This is a genomic window from Phaeobacter porticola, assembly GCF_001888185.1.
GTDB classification, from domain to species: Bacteria; Pseudomonadota; Alphaproteobacteria; order Rhodobacterales; family Rhodobacteraceae; genus Phaeobacter; species Phaeobacter porticola.
On sequence record NZ_CP016364.1, the window covers coordinates 87,055 to 106,590 of the forward strand.

Below are 19,536 nucleotides of genomic sequence, written 5' to 3' on the forward strand. Positions count from 1 at the left end.
TAGCGGAAAAGCTGCGGTTTGGGCAAGGGGTTTGTCAGGGCGCGCGCCTGTGCTGGTACCTGTTCTGGTGCCTGTTCTGGTGCCGGTGCGCGGCGTGTGAGGACCTAGTCGGGCAGCCGGTATTCCACCAGTTCGGTGCGTTGCAGCGATTTGAAATTGTCGTCGGAGACCATGGTGGCACGCAGCGCGCCGCTTTGATCACGCCAGATCGACACGCCTTCCAGATTGTCGTGCAGCCCAAGGCCGGTTTCCAGCAAGGTAACCTCACCGCTGATGCCATCCGGTGTGAGATCCCAACGCCGCAGACGGCTGCGAAACCCGATCAGGCCGAAGTTGCGTTCCAAGAGGTAGAACCGGCCATCGGGACCGAAATCCGCCCCCACGGGCAGGAAGTTACCCCGGCTGGGCAGCACGAAAGGGCGATCCCAGCGGGTCCCGTTCCAGCGCCAGACCGGAATATCACCCGCCGCAGTCAGCGCGCGTTCCGGCAGGGTGTAGAGGTGGCCTTCGCTGTCGATGGCCAGCGCCTCAAGCGCCTTGTTCAGGGGCAGGCGGCGGAAGGCCTTGGGACGGGGCAGGACCTCGGCGCGGCTGTCACCCCGGCGGTGGCGGGCCACGCGCGAGACCCCTTCGAAGGAGATGAAGAGGGTGCCGTCCCGCGCTATGGCGAGACCTTCTGCATCGACGATGCGCCCGCGCAGGATCGCACCGTCTGAGGCGCGCAGCTTATGAGCCTCGGTCGGGGTCACCGCCTTGATCGGCTGCATCGCCTCCGGGCTGCGCTCAATCCGGGCGGTGACGATGGTGGCGCGGTCGCTGACCACGGTCATCTGCCGCCCGTCCGGTGACAGCGAGAGCGCGGAGAACCCACCAAACCACTTGGCCGGGTGGGTCCAGCGATAGGCTGCGATGAACTGCGCCCCGCCGGGCTGGGCGGCGGAGGCGACAGGGCGATAGGCCACCAGCGCGGTCAGAGCGAGGCCAAGAGCGGTTACAACGCCGAGGCTCAGTTTGATTGCAGAACGGCGGCGCATTGCTGAGGCAGATCCGATAGAGTGTGCTCGCGCCGAGGCTTGGGCTTGGGCGCATTGGGGTCGCGGGGTTTCGGTGGCGGCGGGCTTAGGATGTCCTTGACCCATTGGCGGGCATCGTCGCAGCCATCACCGCGGGGCGGTGGATCCTGATTGACGCAGCCACGCGTACCATCGGGGCATTTCAGCCGCACATGGAAGTGATAGTGGTGGAGGTACCAGGGCCGGATTTTACGCAGCCAGTCCCGGTTGCCTTTCTCGTCGTTGCACATCTGCACCTTGGCCCCCGGGAAGACAAAGATCCGGGCGACGCGATCATCCTTCGCGGCGGCGCGTAGGATGGCGTGATGCTGAGGGGTCCAGTTGGAATTGGTATAGGCGCCCTTGGCCCGGCGCAGAGAGATCGACGAGATCTTCTCGCGTTCGGCCACAGACAGATCGAGACGCTTGGCCGGCAGCATCCAGATATCGGCATCCAGCCCCATCTGATGGCTGCGGTGACCCGACAGCATCGGCCCGCCGCGCGGCTGGCTGATATCGCCGACATAAAGCCCGTTCCAGCCGTTTTGACGGGCGGCAATACGGCTCAGATCCTTGATGAAATCGATGGTTTCGGGATGGCCCCAATTGCGATTGCGCGACAGGCGCATGGCTTGCCAGGTGGGGCCAGTCTGGGGCAGCTGTTCCGCGCCGGCAACGCAGCCCTTGGCGTAGGAGCCATGTGGTGCAGGTTTCTGGGCAGAGCCGTTGCGCTTGGCCCCGAACAGCTGTTTGGCGGGCACGCCGGTGTCGGCAGAGCGGCTGACCACCTGCTTTACGGTGGGCGAGCGGCTGTCTGCGGCGGGGCCGCAGGCGGTTAACAGGAGGGCGGTGAGGGTGATGTATCGACTGAACTTCAACTCTGGTCTCCTTCTGCATTGACCCAGCGCAGGACGATGAGTCCGATAATGAACAGGAAAATGACCGGTGCAATCCCAAGGCGGGCACTGCCGGTCAGGGTGGTGGCGATGCCGATCAATGCGGGGGCAAGAAAGGCAGTTGCGCGCCCCGAAAGACCATAGAGGCCAAACGCCTCGGTGGCGTTTTCGGGGGTGGTGTGGCGTACCATCAGGCTGCGGCTGGCGGCTTGCAGTATGCCACCAAAGCCGCCGATCAGCACGCCGCAGGCGAAGAAAACCGTGTCAGGCAGGCCGGAACCTGCCGCGAGGGTCACGCCAAAGAACTGGTCGCGCGACATGTTCACGACCAGAAAACACACAGCCGTCAGGATCAGGATCGACAGGGTGATAACGGGTTTTGGGCCAAACCGGCGATCTGCGAGGCCACCTAGCCAGCTGAACAGCGCCGAGGAGATCACCGCGATGATACCGAAGATGCCAATGAGGGTGATTTCCCAGCCCAGGACCAGCCGCGCGTAGATCCCGCCAAAGGCATAAAGCCCGTTCAGGGCATCACGGTAGAGCATCGAAGAAATCAGATAGCCGGTCAGGCTGGCGCGATGGCGCAGATTGGCGATGGCGCGCCCGACCGAGCGGATGGCATCGCCGAACCGGCCCCGTGCGCCGGTGATGGCATCGTCGTGGACCCAGCGGAAATAGGGGATGATGAACACGGCAAACCAGATTGCGGTCAGCGGACCCGCAGCGCGGGTGCCTTCGCGCAGCGCCGCATCCAGCCCCAAAATGGGGTCAATCCCGATCAGCGTCTTGCCGTCACCCTGTTCAACAAACAGCGCCAACATCAGAAACAGCGCGATTACCCCGCCAAGGTATCCGATGGCAAAACCAGTGCCGGAGATGGTGCCCACGTCTTCTTTGTTGCCAAGCGAGGGCAGCTGCGCATTGACGAAGATCAGCGCAAATTCCGCACCGATAAAGCCAAAGCCAAAGCTGATAAGCATCCACCACAGGTTCGAGCCGCCCGGATCCATGAACCACAGCCCCCAGGCGCCGGTGATATACATCAGCGAAAAGACCATAATCCACGGAAGCTTGCGCCCGGAAATATCGGCGAGCGCGCCCAAGAATGGCCCGCCAAGGCCGATCATCAGGCCGGTGATGGTCAGGCACATCGACCAGACGGTCTGCGCCTGTGCCTTTGCCGCCTCATCCGCGAGCCCTTGGGTTAGGTAATAATCGGCGGCAACCGCAGCAAAGAAGGGCGCAAAGACAAAGGTCACCAGCAGGGTGTGATAGGGCTGACTGGCCCAATCAAAGGCCCACCAGCCCCAGATGCGCTTGCGCATGGAAATCTGCGTCATGCCTCGTCTTCCCTCGCCCGATGCCTGTCGTGGTCTTTTGTCATTACCTTTCGGTATGACAGGCCGGTGTGGGGTTAGGCAAGCGTGTCCTGAGCAGCGGATGCATCAGGAGCCACTGTTTCTGTCGGCATCATCGGCGGCCAGGGGCGGCCTGCGTCGGCCTCGCACCAGGCCTTGATCCAATCGGGCATCTGTGGCGCGGCGCTGTCGGTGCGGCCGATGGTTTTCAGCACCTCCTGCGGCGAGACGATCCCCTTGGCGTCGGTGATCGCGGTGCGCAGCATTACGTGGCTGGCGCAGTCGCCGTTGGATTTCCACATGGATTGTTCGAGGTAGATGAAGCGATCGTCCCAGGCCACCGCGCGGCTGCGCATCTCAAACCGTTCAAACCCGCGAATACGGCGACGGAACCGCACGGTGGTGCCCGCAACGGTCATGCCCCAGCGACGGCTGCGCAAAGCGCCGATCAGGCCGACACGCTGCGCCAGCATGGTGCGGCCCAGATCATACAGCGTCATGGCGCGGCCGTTGTTCAGCTCCATCCAGATGTCCAGATCCCAGGGCCAGCAAATGTGGCGCGAGACATGGGTTTCGGTCAGATCCAGCGGCGGCATCCGGCGGGCAACCAGCAGATCCTTGATCAGGCGGACGATGGGAAACATGGGCGCGCTCTCCTGTGTGATGTGCCCGTGTTGCCATGTGTTTACAGCACGTCAACCGCAACCTCGCGGCAGTCTTGCGATTTTGCGCGGGCGCGCTTACCTGTGAACAAGCTCCAAAAAGGGAAAATCAAGAGATGCTGTCGCTGTTTCAAATTCTGATGCTGATCCTAGACATCGTCTGGTTCTTTATCATCGCCCATGTGATCATGAGCTGGTTGATCAATTTCCAGGTTCTGAACCTCAATCAACAGTTTGTGTCACAGGTTTGGTACGGCCTGAACCGCTTGTTAGAGCCGCTTTATGCGCCGGTTCGTCGCATTCTTCCCAATATGCAGGGGCTGGATCTGGCGCCGTTGGTGGTGCTGATCGCGGTTTACGCGTTGCGGATCATTCTGGCCAACAATATCGCGATGTTCTACTGATTGCAGGATGGCTTCTGCCGTTTTGATTGACCGCCGGGGCCATGGCTTGCGGCGGTCTTTTTCTACGCGCTACCCCATTGCGAGGGGCGCTGACCCTTGCCGCCTGAATCCGGTTGTGGGATTGTGATTGCCAAGACGAGCAGATCACCAAAAACGAGGCCCACCGCCCCCATGTCCGCAGTTTCGCCGGAAATGACCGCCCCCAGTGGTGCGACGTCACCTGCTGCGTCCGCAACCGGTGCAACACCGCTGTTGCGCGAGATCTTCGGCTTTGACGGGTTTCGACCCGGTCAGGAAGAGATCGTTGATGCGGTGACAGCTGGCGAGAATGTTCTGGCGATCATGCCAACCGGCGGCGGCAAATCCCTGTGTTTCCAACTGCCCGCGCTGCTGCGCGAAGGGATTACAGTGGTAATCTCGCCATTGATTGCGCTGATGCGGGATCAGGTGCGGGCGTTGCAGGAGGTCGGCGTGACTGCCGGGGCGCTGACCTCCGGCAATACCGACGAAGAAACCGAAGCGGTCTGGCAGTCGATTGAGGAGGGGCGGCTGAAGCTACTGTATATGGCGCCGGAGCGTCTGGCCTCGGGTGCGGCGATGGGCATGCTGCGGCGGATTGGTGTCAGTCTCATTGCCGTAGATGAAGCGCATTGCGTCAGCCAGTGGGGCCATGATTTCCGCCCGGATTACCTGCGCATCGGTGAGTTGCGGCGGGCATTGGACGTGCCTCTGGCGGCCTTTACCGCGACAGCAGATCAGGAAACCCGCGAAGAGATTGTCGAGAAGCTGTTTGATGGCGAGGCGCCGCGCAGTTTTCTGCGGGGCTTTGACCGTCCCAATATCCATCTTGCCTTTGCCACCAAAGACAGCCCGCGCCGCCAGATTCTGGAATTTGCTGCCGCTCGCAAGGGGCAATCCGGCATCGTCTATTGCGGCACTCGTGCCAAGACCGAGGCATTGGCGGCGGGGCTGCGCGAGGCGGGCCACGCGGCCTGTTATTACCATGGCGGCATGGACGCCGAAGATCGGCGCGGGGTGGAAACACGGTTTGCCCGTGAGGACGGGCTGATTGTTGTGGCGACAGTGGCCTTTGGCATGGGCATCGACAAGCCCGACATTCGCTGGGTCGCCCATGCAGATCTGCCCAAATCCATCGAAGCCTATTATCAGGAAATTGGCCGTGGTGGCCGCGATGGCGCGCCTGCTGAGACACTGACCCTGTTCGGGCCGGAGGATATTCGCCTGCGCCGCAGTCAGATTGACGAAGGGCTGGCGCCTGCGGAGCGGCGTGGCGCGGATCATGCGCGGCTGAATGCGCTGTTGGGGCTGGCTGAGGCGCTGAAATGTCGGCGGCAAACCCTGCTGGCCTATTTCGGTGAGGCGGCTGAGCCCTGCGGCAACTGTGATCTCTGTGATCAGCCCGTGGATGTGTTCGACGGCACCACTGCGGTGCGCAAGGCGTTGTCGGCGATCTTGCGGACGAATGAGACTTATGGATCAGGACATCTGATCGACATTCTGGTGGGCAATATCACCGACCGGGTGCGCGACAAGCGGCATGACGACCTGTCGGTTTTCGCCTGTGGCAAGGAATACGGCAAACGGCAGTGGCAGGCGGTGTTCCGGCAGATGATGGGCCATGATCTGGTGCGCCCGGATCCCGAACGCCATGGCGCTTTGCGGATGACCGAGGCGGCGCTGCCGGTTCTGCGCGGCGAACAGGACATTGCCCTGCGTCGCGACACCATCAGCTCAGCCAAGCGCAGCCCCGCCGTGAAGGCGCTGGTGTCGGATGAGGACGCGCCGCTGCTGTCGGCACTGAAAGCCAAGCGGCGCGCGCTGGCGGAGGCGCAGAAAGTACCGGCCTATGTCATTTTCCCGGATCGAACCCTGATCGAGATGGCCGAAACCCGCCCCAGCTCGCTGGACCAGATGGCGCGGATTGGTGGGGTCGGGGCGAAGAAGCTGGAACGCTATGGCAGCGCATTCCTGTCGGTGATCACTGGCGAGAGTGAGGCGTTGCACCCTATGCGGCGCAAATTGGCCGGGCGTTATGCCGGGTCGCTTTATGATGCGCTGTTGGAAACGCAAACCCAATTGGCGCGCGGCAGCGATGGCACAGAAAAGCCACTAAGTTGTTCTGCGGCACAATTGGCCAAGCTGGCGCAGATGCGCCCGCAGGACGAAATGGCGATCACAAGACTGTTAGGGGAGCGCCGCGCGGAACGTTTTGCGGCGGCGTTTCTGGACGTCTTGCGCGGCGCGGGCTAGGTCTTGCCAAGAACCAAACGGGGGCAGAGTATGCTGGTAGTGACTTCTCCGGCCAAAAAGCTGGACTGGAGCGAGCGCGACGTTGAGATGACATGGCCCGCCATGCATGACGCCGCGACGGAATTGGCATCAGTGGCACGCGATCTGTCGGTCGCCGATCTGATGAAGCTGATGCATATCAGCGAGGATCTGGCCAGGCTGAACCACGAGCGGTTTCAGAATTTCGCGGCTGATCCGGGCAGCGATGATATACGTCCCGCCGCACTGGCCTTTGCGGGTGATACCTATCAGGGGTTGGAAGCGGGTTCGCTGGACGCGGATGAGATGAGTTGGGCCCAAGATCATTTCCGCATTCTGTCGGGCCTATACGGGTCGTTGCGCCCGCTGGATGCGATGCAGGCCTATCGGCTGGAAATGGGATCGAGGCTGAAGACGCCACGCGGTAAGTCGCTGTATGAATTCTGGGGTCGTGAGATTTCTGATGCATTGAATGCTCAGGCTGACGTCGTGGATGCAAAGGTTCTCGTAAATTGTGCGAGCCAGGAGTATTTTGGCGCGGTAGACCAGACCGCGTTGAAGCTGCGGGTGGTGACGCCGGTGTTTATGGAAGACAAAAACGGCACACCGAAGGTGGTGAGCTTTTATGCCAAACGGGCACGGGGGGCGATGACCCGCTATATCATCCAGAACCGCTTAAACGATCCGGCTGCGTTAGAGATGTTTGACAGCGGTGGGTATCACCATATGCCGGAGCTGTCGAAGCCGGACCAGCCGGTGTTTCTGCGCGCGGGCTGACCGGTGGCAAAAAGATCAGGCTGCGCCTGTCTGGTTCAGATCTTCGGGGACGAGCGGCGCGGCCTCTGCGGGCAAATAGGCATGCAGGCGTTCAAGGATCAGCGCCTTGCGCAGCGGTTTGGTCAGATAATGATCGAGCCCTGCGGCCAGAATGCCTTCTGAATCGCCCGTCATGGCGTGGGCCGTCAGCGCGACAATGGGCACATAGGTGCCGGTTCCATGTTCCAGGGCACGGATTTTCTGTGTCGCTTCTTTGCCATCCATCAGTGGCATGGAGATGTCCATGAAGATCAGGTCAGGCTGGAAAGACTGATAGGACTCCACTGCCTCGATACCGTTGTTGGCAAATTGAAGGTCGATATTGAGATCCTTCACCATCTTGCGAAAGACAAGCTGGTTGGTGCGATTGTCTTCGGCCGCCAGCACACGCATCAATCGCTGGACGGGGACAGTGGTGACCGGCGGCAGAGAAACAGCCGTTATCGTCGCTGTCGCTGTCTGGGCGGGTTCTGGAGTTTGCGGTTCCGCGGGCATGGGCGGGCTGGATACAGCACCGCCAATTGGCAGGTCCATCAGCCGTTGGAACAACTCGTCTCTCTGGATCGGTTTTAGCAAAACGCTGTCGGTGACCGATTGCACATCTGAATTTCTTGGTGCGGTTGGGTCGTTGCTGAGCATCAGGATTGGCACCTTGGCGAAGGGGCCAGAACGTAGTTTCTTCGCCAGTTGCACCCCCTCTTGATCAGGCAATTTTTCGTCACAAACCACCAGATCGACATCGCCGGGCATGCCTGCAATCGCGGCCGCACCGCTGTCAAACACGGTGACTTCTAGCCCAAGCGTTGCCAGCTGCTTGCTCAGGACATCGCGCATCACAGATTGGGAATCAATCACCACAACCTGACATAGCCCTTTGGGCAGCGCTGGAATGCTGGTTGCTGCCCCTTGCGCCACCGGGAGTTCTACACGGAAGCCGAAGCAGGAGCCTTTGCCCTCTTGGCTTTCGACCCAGATTTCGCCGCCCATCAGTTCAATCAGGCGTTTGGAGATCGCAAGGCCAAGCCCGGTGCCCTCGAACTGGCGATTGCGCTCGTCTTCGACCTGATTGAATTCGCCAAAGATGTCTTGGGCTTTGTCTTCGGGGATGCCGATGCCGGTATCCTCGATCGTGACATGGATCGAGCAGATCTTGGTATCGGCATTCGAAATGCCGGTGATTTGCAGCGCCACATGACCGGAAGAGGTGAATTTCACCGCGTTGCCCACCAGATTGGTCAGGACCTGGCGAATGCGCCCCGGATCGCCGACAAAACTGGTGGGAAGGAACAGGTCATAATCCAAGAGCAGGGTCAGCCCCTTGTCACGCGCGGTGGGTTGAAGCAGCATCAGCACCTCATGGACGCTGCGCTCCAGATCAAAGGGCTGGGTATGCAGCTCCAGTTTCTGCGCCTCGATTTTCGAATAATCCAAAACGTCATTGATGATGACCAGCAAGGCCTCGCCAGAGTTTTTGATCGTGTTTGCATACAGCTGCTGTTCTTCGCTGAGATTGGTATCGCTGAGCAGCTCGGCCATGCCGACCACGCCATTCATCGGCGTGCGGATTTCGTGGGACATATTTGCCAGGAAGGCAGATTTTGCACGGTTCGCGGCCTCGGCGCGTTCACGGGCGGCTTGCAGCTCTTCCTCGTATTGCACGGTAGACGTGATATCGAGCGCAAGGCTGACCATATCGCCGCCATGCCCGCGCTGGTCGAGCAGCCGCAGATAGCGATCATCCCACATGCGCACCACCACCGGTTCGGGCGAAGGCGAGAGCCAGCGGTCGGCCATCTGGGCACGCCAGTGGTCGGGATCTTGTTCTTCGGTATTGACCAGCCCTTCGTCGGTGAGCACCTGGAGCATCCGCACATAGGATACGCCGGGCGTGATTTCATCCAAGCCGTCGAAGAGGTTCAGATAGGCGGTGTTGGCGCCGATCAGCTTGCTGTCAGCATCAAAGAACGCAAACCCATCCTGAAACGCCTGGATCGAGTGCCAGAGGCGACGCTCAGCCCTTTCGACCTTTTCATTGGCGGTAGAGAGATCTGATTTTACCTTGGCGTTTTCGTCGCGAACGGTTGCGACCTCGGCCTGGGTGACACCGATCTGGCGGGTCAGGGCCAGCGCGTGGCGCCCGAGTTTGCGGTTGGCTGCCGAAAGCTCCGCCTGCTTTAACTCAAGCAGGCGCTCCGCCGCGAGACGCGCACGTCGTTCTTCCGTTAATTTGTCAGCAAGGTTCATCCCTGCGAACTCCACATAAAAACCAACACAAACAGCTTGCCCCAGCTTGGGGGGCAGAGATTAAATTGAGATTAGCTCATCTGTTACGGTGCGATACCTTGCTATGGCGTTAACCCCGTGCCAGCCTCAACGCAGTTTTGGAGGGTTCCCCAGTGCGTGTGCTTATTTCATTTGTTGTACTTCTCTGTGGCTTTGCATTTCAACCCCTAGTTGTTTCAGCAGAGTCCATTCTTCCCGATATCCGGTATATTGTTCGCCGCGATACCGATCATTTTGGTGCTGATCTTGGCCCGCTGTTCGATACCGACATGCGCAGTTGCGCACGGGCCTGTTCGGCGCAGTCGGATTGCGTTGGCTTTGCCTTCAACAGCCGGTCTAACGCCTGTTTTCCAAAATCGGCAATGGATCAGCCATCGCCCTATGAAGGCGCATTTTCAGCTCTGAAACTGGATGCCAGCGCTAGACTGCAGCAGGGCGCTGATCAACGCGCCGCACAGTTGCAGGGACTGCAAGAGGCAGATCTGACAGCCGCTGTCAAACAGGCGGAAAACCTTGGGCTGCGCTTTCCCACCGGTGAAGCCAGTGTCGGGGATCTGACCGCAGCGGCCCAGAATAGCACACCCACTGCGGCTCTGCGCTGGTTGGCGGAGGCGGTTGTCTTGAGCGACCGAGCTGATCTTTGGTTGGACTATGCCCGCGCCCTGCTGCGTCAGGAGGCCAATGGTTTGGCGCAGCGGCGGTATCACGAAGAGGCCCTCGCCGCCGCCCTTAACAGCTATGTGCGCAGCCCGGCGGCGGAGGGGCAAGCGGATGCGCTTGTTACGGCCGCAGGCGCGCTGGAACAATTGGGCCGGGGGCGGGCTTCGCTGACCCTGTTACGGTTGGCTGCTGACCGTGCAAATACTCCGAAGATTGTACAGCGGCTGGACCGTGCAATTGACAAATACGGATTTCGGATCACCGGGAGCCGGGTTGAGAGCGACAGCGATGCGCCACGTATTTGTGTCGAATTTTCAGAAGATTTGTCCCGCACCGGGGTCGAGTACAGCGATTTCGTGAAACTTGCCGACCCGAGACTGGTGGCTGAGTCGGCCGGGCGCGAACTGTGCGTGGAGGGGGTCGAACATGGGTCTCGTTATCGCCTGACGTTGCGCCGTGGACTGCCTGCGGGAAATGATGAGACATTGGCCAAGGATGTTACCTTGACCCACTATATTCGCGACCGCAGCCCCAGCGTTCGCTTTTCGGGCCGGTCCTATGTTCTGCCCAAAGGTGATGAGGTGGCAGTGCCGGTAGAGACGGTGAATGCCACGACACTGGATCTGCGGCTGCGTCGGGTCAGTGATCGCAACCTGCTGCGCACCTTGCAGGAAGACTACTTTGCACGCCCGCTGTCACAATGGCAGGACGAGCAGTTCGCCACTGATATCGCAGAGGAGATCTGGACCGGCACCGCCGAGGTGTCACAGGATCTGAACCAGACAGTTACCACCCGGCTGCCGCTGCAAAAGGCGTTGGCGGATCAACCGGTTGGTGTCTACGCGCTCAGCGCACAGGTGCCAGGGGCAGATCCCTATGACAATCCGGCGGCCACGCAGTGGTTTGTCCTGACCAATCTGGGCCTGAGCACGATGATGGGCAGCGATGGGTTGCATGTGCAGGTGCAGGGATTGTCGGATGCGCAGCCACGCGAGGGTGTGAAGGTTCAGCTGATTTCCAATGCCAATGCGGTGCTGGGGGCGGCGATCAGTGACGCTGATGGCTATGCCCGGTTCGACGCTGGTTTGACCCGAGGCCAGGGGGCTGCGGCTCCGGCTGTTGTGATGGCACAGACCGGCGCGAGCGATCCAGGCGCCGACGATTTTGCGTTTCTGTCGCTGCGGGATGCCGCGTTTGATCTGTCGGATCGAGGAGTCGAGGGCCGACAGGCTCCGGGGCCGATTGACGTTTTCCTGACAACGGATCGTGGCGCTTACCGTGTCGGAGAGGTGATCCACGCCACCGCGCTTGCCCGTGATCCTGCGGCGCAGGCATTGCCGGGTGTGCCGCTGATCGCAGTGCTGACCCGGCCTGATGGTGTGGAATATGCCCGGCTCGTGTCTGAACAAGACGCAGTTGGCGGTCACGTCTTTTCCCTGCCCATCAGTGGCACGGCCCCCCGTGGCACATGGCGGTTGTCGATCCTGTCAGATCCGAAAGCGCCGGCCTTGGCAAGCCAGCAGATCCTGGTTGAAGATTTCCTGCCGGAGCGAATTGATTTCACACAGGCCTTGGCAAGTGGCTCGGTGCCGCAGCTGCGCCCCGGTGCCAGCGGCCTGCTCCAGATTGCAGCCCGGTATCTGTTTGGGGCTCCCGGTCGCGATCTGAGCATCGAAGGCGAGGTCACCCTGCGCCCGGCGGGGCAGATTGCCGGTTGGGAGGGCTACCGATTTGGTCGCCATGATGAGACTGTTGCGCCGCAGAGCCGTTCCTTCGGCGGTATACGCACCGATGACGCTGGCAAAGGCGAGATCTCGGTCCTGTTGCCGGACATTGACGCGCTGGGACAGCCGCTGGTGGCTGACATCACCACCCGCCTCGCCGATGGGGCCGCTCGCCCGGTGGAGCGACAAATTTCGGTGCCTTTGCTGCCGGATGGAGCAATGATCGGGATCAAGCCGCTGTTTGAGGATGTCGTGGCTGAAGGTGATGATGCGCGGTTCTCGGTGATTGCGCTGGCACCCGATGGCGCACAGCAGGAAATGCCGATCAGGTGGACATTGAACCGGGTGGAAACCCGCTATCAATGGTATCAGCTCTACGGCAACTGGAACTGGGAACCGACAACCCGCCGTAGCCGTATTGCCACCGGCGAGGCGGTGCTGAACGCACAGGCGCCGCTAATGTTGGAACACCCTGTGCAATGGGGGCAGTACGAACTGGTGGTAGAACATCAGGGCACGCCTTATGCGGCGGCCTCGACCGATTTCTATGCAGGCTGGTATGTGCCTGATGCGGGTGCAGATACGCCGGACCAGTTGGATGTTTTTCTCGATCGCGACAGTTATCAGCCGGGCGATACGGCGCGGCTGCGACTGGTGTCGCGGGCGGCAGGGACGGCGCTGGTGTCGGTTATGTCGAACCAACTGATTGACCGGCAAATGGTCGAGGTGTCCGCAGGAGAAACCATTATCCCGTTGAGCGTTAGTGCCGATTGGGGCAGCGGTGCTTATGTCTCTGCCATGGTGGTGCAGCCGCTGACGGGTAAGGCGGATCAGACACCAGCCCGCGCGCTTGGGCTGGCGCACGCCACCGTTACCCGACCGGGGCAAGAGCTGGAGGTGAGGCTGACTGTCCCTGAGGTGGCCCGCCCGCGTGCAACGCAGCTGGCTAAGATTATGGTGACCGGTGCCGCCCCCGGTGAGGATGTCTGGCTGACGCTGGCCGCTGTTGATCTGGGGATTATAAACCTAACCGGCTTTCAAAGCCCGGATCCGTCAGCACATTATTACGGTCAACGGCGTCTGGGGATGGAGCTGCGGGATCTCTATGGTCGGTTGATCGAGACAGGCAACGGGGCGCTTGGCCGGGTTCGTTCGGGTGGGGACGCGGGGGCCGGGATGCGGTTGCAATCGCCACCACCGACGCAGGATCTGATGGCGGTGTTTTCCGGGCCGGTAAAGATTGGCTCCGACGGGCAGGCTGAATTGCCCATCGCAGTGCCGCCTATTAATGGCACGGTACGTCTGATGGCGGTTGCCTGGTCGCAGAGCGCGGTTGGACAGGCCGAGCAAGATATGCTGGTGCGCGATCCCGTGGTGGTCAGCGCTAATGTGCCGCGTTTTCTGGCTCCGGGGGATACCAGCCGTGTGCAAATTGACATCACACATGCCGATGGTCCTGCCGGGCAGGTTGCCCTGTCTGCGCGGGTGCTGGGAGCGGGCCTGAACCTTGGGCAGTTGCCACAATCTGTGGAACTAACGGAGCAGGGTCGTCAGAGCCTGATCCTGCCGGTTGAGGCGCTGACCGTCGGTGATCCTGAGATCGAGCTGACGTTGACCACGGCAGCAGGCGAGACGCTGGTACAGAGCCTGCGCCTGCCGGTGCGGGCCAATGATCCGATGGTTGCCACCACCCGGCGCTTTACGCTGGCGGCGGGAGACAGTTTTTTGTTCTCTTCTGATGTCTTTACAGGGCTGAACCCGGGGAGCGCCCGTGCGGTCATGTCCGCAGGTCCACTGGCGCGGTTTGACGTTCCTGGGCTGCTGAACAGTCTGGACCTTTATCCCTATGGCTGCACCGAACAGGTGACGTCGCGCGCCTTGCCATTGCTATATCTGTCATCTGTGGCACAGGCGGCTGGGCTCGGCGATGGACCGCGTGTTGCGGCCAAGATCGACAGCGCCATTCAGCAGGTTCTGACACGACAGGCGAGCAATGGCGGCTTTGGTCTGTGGCGGGCCGAGAGCGGCGATTTCTGGCTGGATGCCTATGCCAGTGATTTCCTGAGCCGCGCACGCGCACAGGGCTACACGGTTCCGGATGTCCGGTTCCGTCAGGCGTTGGACAATCTGCGTAATCGTGTGAACTACGCCCCCGATTTTGACAGCGGTGGTGAGGATATCGCCTATGCGTTATTAGTCCTGGCCCGTGAGGGTGAGGCCGCGATGGGCGACCTGCGGTATTATGCGGATGTGAAGGCGGAGGATTTTGCCACGCCTTTGGCGGTTGCCCAAATCGGAGCCGCTCTTGCGGCCTACGGAGACCAGCGGCGGGCTGATCAGTTGTTTACACGGGCCGGTGTGATGGTGCAGCAAGCGGATCCCAACCCCACCCTTTGGCGGGCTGACTATGGCAGTCTGCGGCGCGATCAGGCTGGTGTGCTTGCGCTTGCAAGCGAAGCCCGATCCGAAGCGGTAGACAGCCGCCAGCTGAGCGCGCGTTTGGCGGGTGATGGGCGGGCCTTGTCCACACAGGAAAGCGCGTGGACGCTAATGGCTGCACATGCATTGGTCGGACGTGCCGAAGAGTCGGGACTGCTGATCAATGGTCAACCGTCGGAGGGGCCTGTGGTCGAGGTGCTGGAGGGTGATCAGGACAGTGCACCGCTAGCGTTGACGGCCGCGTCCGGCAGACAGGTGGATATCACCCTGACCACGCTGGGTGTGCCGCTGGTGGCAGCCCCGGCAGGTGGGACTGGCTACAGCATCGAACGGAGCTACTACTCGATGGAGGGGACCGTACTGCCATCGGATCAGTTTGCGGTGGGGGATCGTTTTGTCACCGTGCTGCGCGTTAAACCGTTTGAACCTAACGGTGCGCGGTTGATGATCAATGATCCGCTGCCCGCCGGTATAGAAATCGACAATCCAAACCTGTTGCGATCCGGTGATCTTCGCGGCTTGGACTGGTTGTCGCTGAGCGAGGCCCGTCATACAGAATTCCGCTCAGATCGGTTTCTGGCTGCGGTGGATCTGCGGCGTCGGGACGATGAGGAGACGGGCGGCGCCATCACCCTGGCCTATGTCGCCCGCGCGGTGACTCCAGGTCTGTTTCACCGTCCCGCCGCCTCGGTTGAGGATATGTATCGGCCTGACTATCGCGCCCGCACTGCCACGGGCCGTGTGCAGGTCCGGTGATCACGGGGGCGACAGGTCAACCGCCCCCTCCGCCTGGCGCAAGACGGGCTTGGTGGCGGAAGGCCATGGTACTGACGGCTGCGGTCTGCGCGGCTGTTGTGGTCGCTGGCCTGGTGTTTGACGGCTGGGTTGCCCGTACGCCGATGCCGACCACGCTGGCAGAGACTGCAACCGAGGTGCGAGATCGCAATGGTCAGTTGCTACGCGCCTATCCGGTTGGCGATGGGATCTGGCGCATGGCGATCACGGCGGGTCAGGTTGATTCGGGCTATCTGGCGATGTTGCTGCGCTATGAAGACAAGCGGTTTTACGACCATAGTGGCGTTGATCTTATCGCCCTGCTGCGGGCAGCGGGGCAGGCGTTGTTGTGGCGGCAGGTGGTTTCGGGTGGGTCCACGCTGACCATGCAGGTTGCGCGATTGCTGGAAGACGGCAGTACCGGGCGCTGGGCGGGCAAGCTGCGGCAGATACGGTTGGCGCTTGCGCTGGAGCGTCGGCTGACCAAAGGGCAGATACTGGAGCTGTATCTGATCCATGCCCCGTATGGTGGGAATATCGAAGGTGTGCGGGCGGCCAGCTATGCCTGGTTTGGCAAGGAGCCATCACGGCTGACCCCGGCGCAGGCGGCGCTGCTGGTGGCGCTCCCCCAAGCGCCAGAGGCCCGTCGCCCGGATCGCGCTGCAAGGCATGCGCGTGCGGCGCGTGACCGGGTTCTACGACGTATGGTCGATGCTGGCGTGCTGACTGCTGAGGACGGCGCAACTGCCCGCCACGCAGGGGTTCCCACGGAAATGCGGGCCTTTCCGCAGCTGGCACCGCATCTGGCGGATCAGGTGGCGGCTGAAACCCCGGAACAGGCGCTGATTGCCCTGACGGTGGAGGCCGGGCTGCAGCAAAGACTTTCGACGCTGGTGGCTGAAACCGCCGCGCGGCAGGACGCCCGATTGTCGGCTGCGGTCGTCGTGGCGGATCACCAGAATGGCGAAATCCTGGCATTGGTTGGGTCGGCTGGCTACCGGGATGATCTACGGCAGGGTTTCGTGGATATGACGCGGGCTGCGCGGTCGCCCGGTTCCACCCTGAAACCCCTGATCTATGGTCTGGCCTTTGATCAGGGAATGGCACATCCCGAAACCATGATCCACGACGGTCCGATAGATATAGATGGCTATGAGCCGCAGAATTTTGATGGCCGGTTTCGGGGCGATGTCCGTGTCGGACAAGCCCTGCAACTGTCGTTGAATATCCCCGTGGTGCGGCTGATGCAGGCATTGGGACCTGCCCGGTTGATGGCGGCATTACGTCGCGGCGGCGCGCAGCCGCAATTGCCTGGTGGCAAGGCAGGTCTGGCTGTGGCGCTCGGTGGGGTTGGCCTGTCGCTACGCGATCTGGTGCAGGTCTATGCAGGGCTGGCTGCCGGCGGGCAGGGACCACGTTTGCGGGTGCGTATGGACACCACAGAAGAGAGAATGCCGCGGCTGCTGTCCAAGGTCGCAGCCTGGCAGATCGCAGATATTCTGCGCGGGCTGTTCCCTCCTCCGGGGGCCCCGGCGGGGGTGCTCGCCTATAAGACCGGGACGTCCTACGGACACCGCGATACCTGGGCGATTGGCTGGGATGGTCGTCATGTGGTTGGGGTCTGGCTGGGGCGGGCGGATGGCACGCCGGTGCCGGGTGCCTTTGGCGCGGAACTGGCGGCACCGCTGTTGTTTGAGGTCTTTGGCCGACTGGGTACGGGGTTCGCCCCGCTGCCGCCCGCGCCTGCAGCAACACTGCGGGGTTCCACAGCTGATTTGCCGCTGCCATTGCAACGATTTGACAGTCCGGGTGGGTATGGTAGCGGTCCGGGCGGCAACAGCTTACAACTGGCGTTTCCACCGGATGGTGCCATATTGATACTGGCAGACGACGGGCAGATTACCCTGCAGATCAAAGGCGGCGCGGCCCCGTTTCTGGTCCTTGTCAATCAACGACCGGTGGTGATGGGCGCGCGCCGTCGCAGTATTGATGTTCCTGCCATGGAGGTGGGGTTCTCGACCCTTGCGGTGGTTGATCGCAATGGCATGTCCGACCAGGTCCAGATCCGCATTACCCGCCCCGGAGGATAGCCCCCAATGTGAGGCGGTGATCAACGACGTCCTTCGCGCAGCCATCCGGCTAGGATTGCAGCTGTGGCCATCAACAGCACCAGCCAGGCTGGAAGCAGAGGTGTCTGATTGACTGACACCGTACGATAGGCATCGCGCGGGGTCAGTCCGATCCATCCCCGCCCGGCTGCAACGCGTCCGGGACGCACGTCGCGCAGATCAGGCACGCCTTCGTGGAGCGCACGCACGCCGCCGCGGGTCTGGGCAACGGCCGCTGCCATCACATCGCCAGTGGCGATGGTTTGTTCGAACTCACGGGGGGCGGCTGGGCCAAGGCCAATGACCGTAGATTGCCTGCCCTCTTCCAAACGATAAAGACCAGGTTCCGGCCCCTCGTAACGTCCTTCCCAACGCCCGGGCGCGGTTTGTAACAGGGTGACACTGGCGGTGCTGCCGTCGGGATTGGTAAGTGTTACAGGCCCGACATCATCGCCAAGGCTGCGACGTTGAATGCGCATCCGTTGACCCGTGGCCTCAGCGCTTAGGACCTCTTCTTCCAGTTCAGGCTCTTTCATCATCCAATGGGCCAGTCGGCGCAGCAGTTCCAACTGTGGCCCACCGCCTTCGTAGCCACGACTCCAGAGCCAGGCATGATCCGAGGCCAAGAGTGCCACGCGTCCCTCGCCCACGCGATCGAGCACCAGCAGTGGGCGGGTGTCGACACCGCTCATCAAGACATGTCCCTGGGGCACGTTGACCTCAATCTGGCGCAGCCAGCGGCCCCAACTGTCAGAATCGGTCAAATCAGCGGTGACCGGGTGGCGTTGACCAAGATCGGTAATCTCGGGCCGATAGGCGCGTTCCAGCACGCGGGCAGAGGGGCTGGCGGGCAGGATGCTGGAGAGGGGAGAGCGATAGATGCTGTCGGCGCTGGCAAAATCTGGCCCTGCCGCCACCAGTACGGCCCCGCCGCGTTGAACATAGTCGGCAACGTTATCAAGGTAGATCGCAGGTAGAATGCCGCGCCGTTTGTAGCGGTCAAAGATGATCAGGTCGAAATCGTTGATCTTCTCCAGAAACAGCTCACGGGTAGGAAAGGCAATCAGCGACAGTTCGTCCACTGGTACGCCATCCTGTTTCTCAGGTGGGCGCAGAATGGTGAAATGGACCAGATCCACAGCGCTGTCCGATTTCAACAGGTTGCGCCATGTGCGCCCGCCCGGATGAGGTTCGCCAGAGACGAGCAAGACTCGCAGCCGATCACGGACGCCGTTGATCTGGACAAGGGCGGAATTGTTGCGATTGGTCAACTCTCCAGCCGCAGTTGGGGTGGTGAATTGGATCACGTTGCGTCCGCCGTGCGGCAGGGTCAGCGGCAGGTCGAAATCAACCCCTACCGGCAGGTTGAAACGCTGAGGTTCGGCCCCGCCAATGGAGATGGCCAGCTCTGCAAGCCCATTTATGACAGGGGCTTCGCCCTGATCCTCGATCCGCAGCGTCAGGGTCACTGGTTCGCCAATGATGGCAAAGCTGGGTGCGTTCTTGACGATCAATCGTCGGTCCCAATCGCCGGGGCGACCGGTTAACAACAGATGCAGCGGTGCGGGCAGGGCGGGGGTCTGTTCGATGTCATGGATCTGTCCGTCGCTCAACGCGATCATCCCTGCAACCCGACCACGTGGCACATTGGCGAGCGCTTCGGCGAGCGCGTTCATCAACAGGGTGCCGCTATTGTCGCTGGTGCCATCACGGGGCGGCTCGCTTTGTACGGGGATCCAGCGGATTTCGGTATTGGGACGTGCGGACAGCGCGGCCTCAAGATCAGCGCGGGCCTCAGCGGTCTGTACCCCTCGGTCAGACAACCGCTGGCTGGCGGTCTGATCCTCCAAGACCAGAACAATGTCGCTCAGTGGGGTGCGATCCTCAATCTGGTAAACAGGACCGCTGAGGGCACCAAGCAGGATCAAGGCGGCCAGCGCCCGCAGGGGCCAGCCTGCCAGACGGCGCCAGATCGCTAGGGCCAGCGCGGCCAACGAGATCGCACCGAGCACGCCAATCATGCTCCAGGGGATCAGCGGATCAAAGAGGATCGTCTGTGTCATCACCC

11 protein-coding genes are annotated in these 19,536 nt (G+C 61.5%); 5 read left to right on the forward strand and 6 right to left on the reverse strand.

The features are described from left to right. Positions 1 to 104 precede the first annotated feature (104 nt). The 4 genes from PhaeoP97_RS00415 to PhaeoP97_RS00430 all read right to left on the reverse strand — a co-directional run bounded on the left by PhaeoP97_RS00415 (position 105) and on the right by PhaeoP97_RS00430 (position 3,953). The gene (locus PhaeoP97_RS00415; RefSeq protein ID WP_072503386.1) at positions 105 to 1,034 is read right to left on the reverse strand and encodes an esterase-like activity of phytase family protein; all 930 of its coding nucleotides are present in this window, start codon (positions 1,032 to 1,034) and stop codon (positions 105 to 107) included. Continuing rightward, complete coding sequence (mepA, locus tag PhaeoP97_RS00420) at positions 1,007 to 1,930, reverse strand: penicillin-insensitive murein endopeptidase (protein WP_072503387.1); 924 nt, start codon at positions 1,928 to 1,930, stop codon at positions 1,007 to 1,009. The genes PhaeoP97_RS00415 and mepA overlap by 28 nt, the downstream gene beginning before the upstream one ends. Then, positions 1,927 to 3,291 (reverse strand): MFS transporter, encoded by a 1,365-nt coding sequence (locus PhaeoP97_RS00425; RefSeq protein WP_072503388.1) that lies wholly within the window; start codon positions 3,289 to 3,291, stop codon positions 1,927 to 1,929. The genes mepA and PhaeoP97_RS00425 overlap by 4 nt, the downstream gene beginning before the upstream one ends. A 74-nt stretch (positions 3,292 to 3,365) precedes the next feature. Continuing rightward, positions 3,366 to 3,953 (reverse strand): acyl-CoA thioesterase, encoded by a 588-nt coding sequence (locus PhaeoP97_RS00430; protein WP_072503389.1) that lies wholly within the window; start codon positions 3,951 to 3,953, stop codon positions 3,366 to 3,368. Positions 3,954 to 4,087: 134 nt separating this feature from the next. Here PhaeoP97_RS00430 and PhaeoP97_RS00435 point away from each other — a divergent pair, with 134 nt between their 5' ends. The 3 genes from PhaeoP97_RS00435 (at position 4,088) to yaaA (ending at position 7,441) form a co-directional block, all read left to right on the forward strand. After that, the gene (locus tag PhaeoP97_RS00435; protein ID WP_072503390.1) at positions 4,088 to 4,375 is read left to right on the forward strand and encodes a YggT family protein; all 288 of its coding nucleotides are present in this window, start codon (positions 4,088 to 4,090) and stop codon (positions 4,373 to 4,375) included. A gap of 192 nt (positions 4,376 to 4,567) precedes the next feature. Next, positions 4,568 to 6,646: a DNA helicase RecQ gene (gene recQ / locus PhaeoP97_RS00440; RefSeq protein WP_192849690.1), complete on the forward strand. Its 2,079-nt coding sequence runs from the start codon at positions 4,568 to 4,570 to the stop codon at positions 6,644 to 6,646. Between the two features lie 30 nt (positions 6,647 to 6,676). Next, positions 6,677 to 7,441 carry a peroxide stress protein YaaA gene (yaaA, locus tag PhaeoP97_RS00445; RefSeq protein ID WP_072503392.1) on the forward strand — a complete coding sequence of 255 codons (765 nt, stop codon included), beginning with the start codon at positions 6,677 to 6,679 and terminating at the stop codon, positions 7,439 to 7,441. 15 nt (positions 7,442 to 7,456) lie between these two features. On the opposite strand, the gene PhaeoP97_RS00450 is transcribed toward yaaA, so the two are convergent. Beyond that, positions 7,457 to 9,724, reverse strand: a complete 2,268-nt coding sequence (locus PhaeoP97_RS00450; RefSeq protein ID WP_072503393.1) for a response regulator — start codon at positions 9,722 to 9,724, stop codon at positions 7,457 to 7,459. 152 nt (positions 9,725 to 9,876) lie between these two features. Between PhaeoP97_RS00450 and PhaeoP97_RS00455 the strand changes: the two genes are divergently transcribed. Then, on the forward strand, positions 9,877 to 15,342 hold the full coding sequence (locus PhaeoP97_RS00455; protein WP_476742289.1) for an alpha-2-macroglobulin family protein: 5,466 nt from the start codon (positions 9,877 to 9,879) through the stop codon (positions 15,340 to 15,342). A 65-nt stretch (positions 15,343 to 15,407) separates the two neighbouring features. Then, positions 15,408 to 17,450: a penicillin-binding protein 1C gene (gene pbpC / locus PhaeoP97_RS00460; protein WP_072503394.1), complete on the forward strand. Its 2,043-nt coding sequence runs from the start codon at positions 15,408 to 15,410 to the stop codon at positions 17,448 to 17,450. 20 nt (positions 17,451 to 17,470) lie between these two features. Here the strand turns inward: pbpC and PhaeoP97_RS00465 are convergent, their stop codons facing one another. Beyond that, entirely contained in the window at positions 17,471 to 19,531 is a 2,061-nt protein-coding gene (locus PhaeoP97_RS00465; protein WP_072503395.1) for a hypothetical protein, read from the reverse strand. Positions 19,532 to 19,536: the final 5 nt, after the last annotated feature.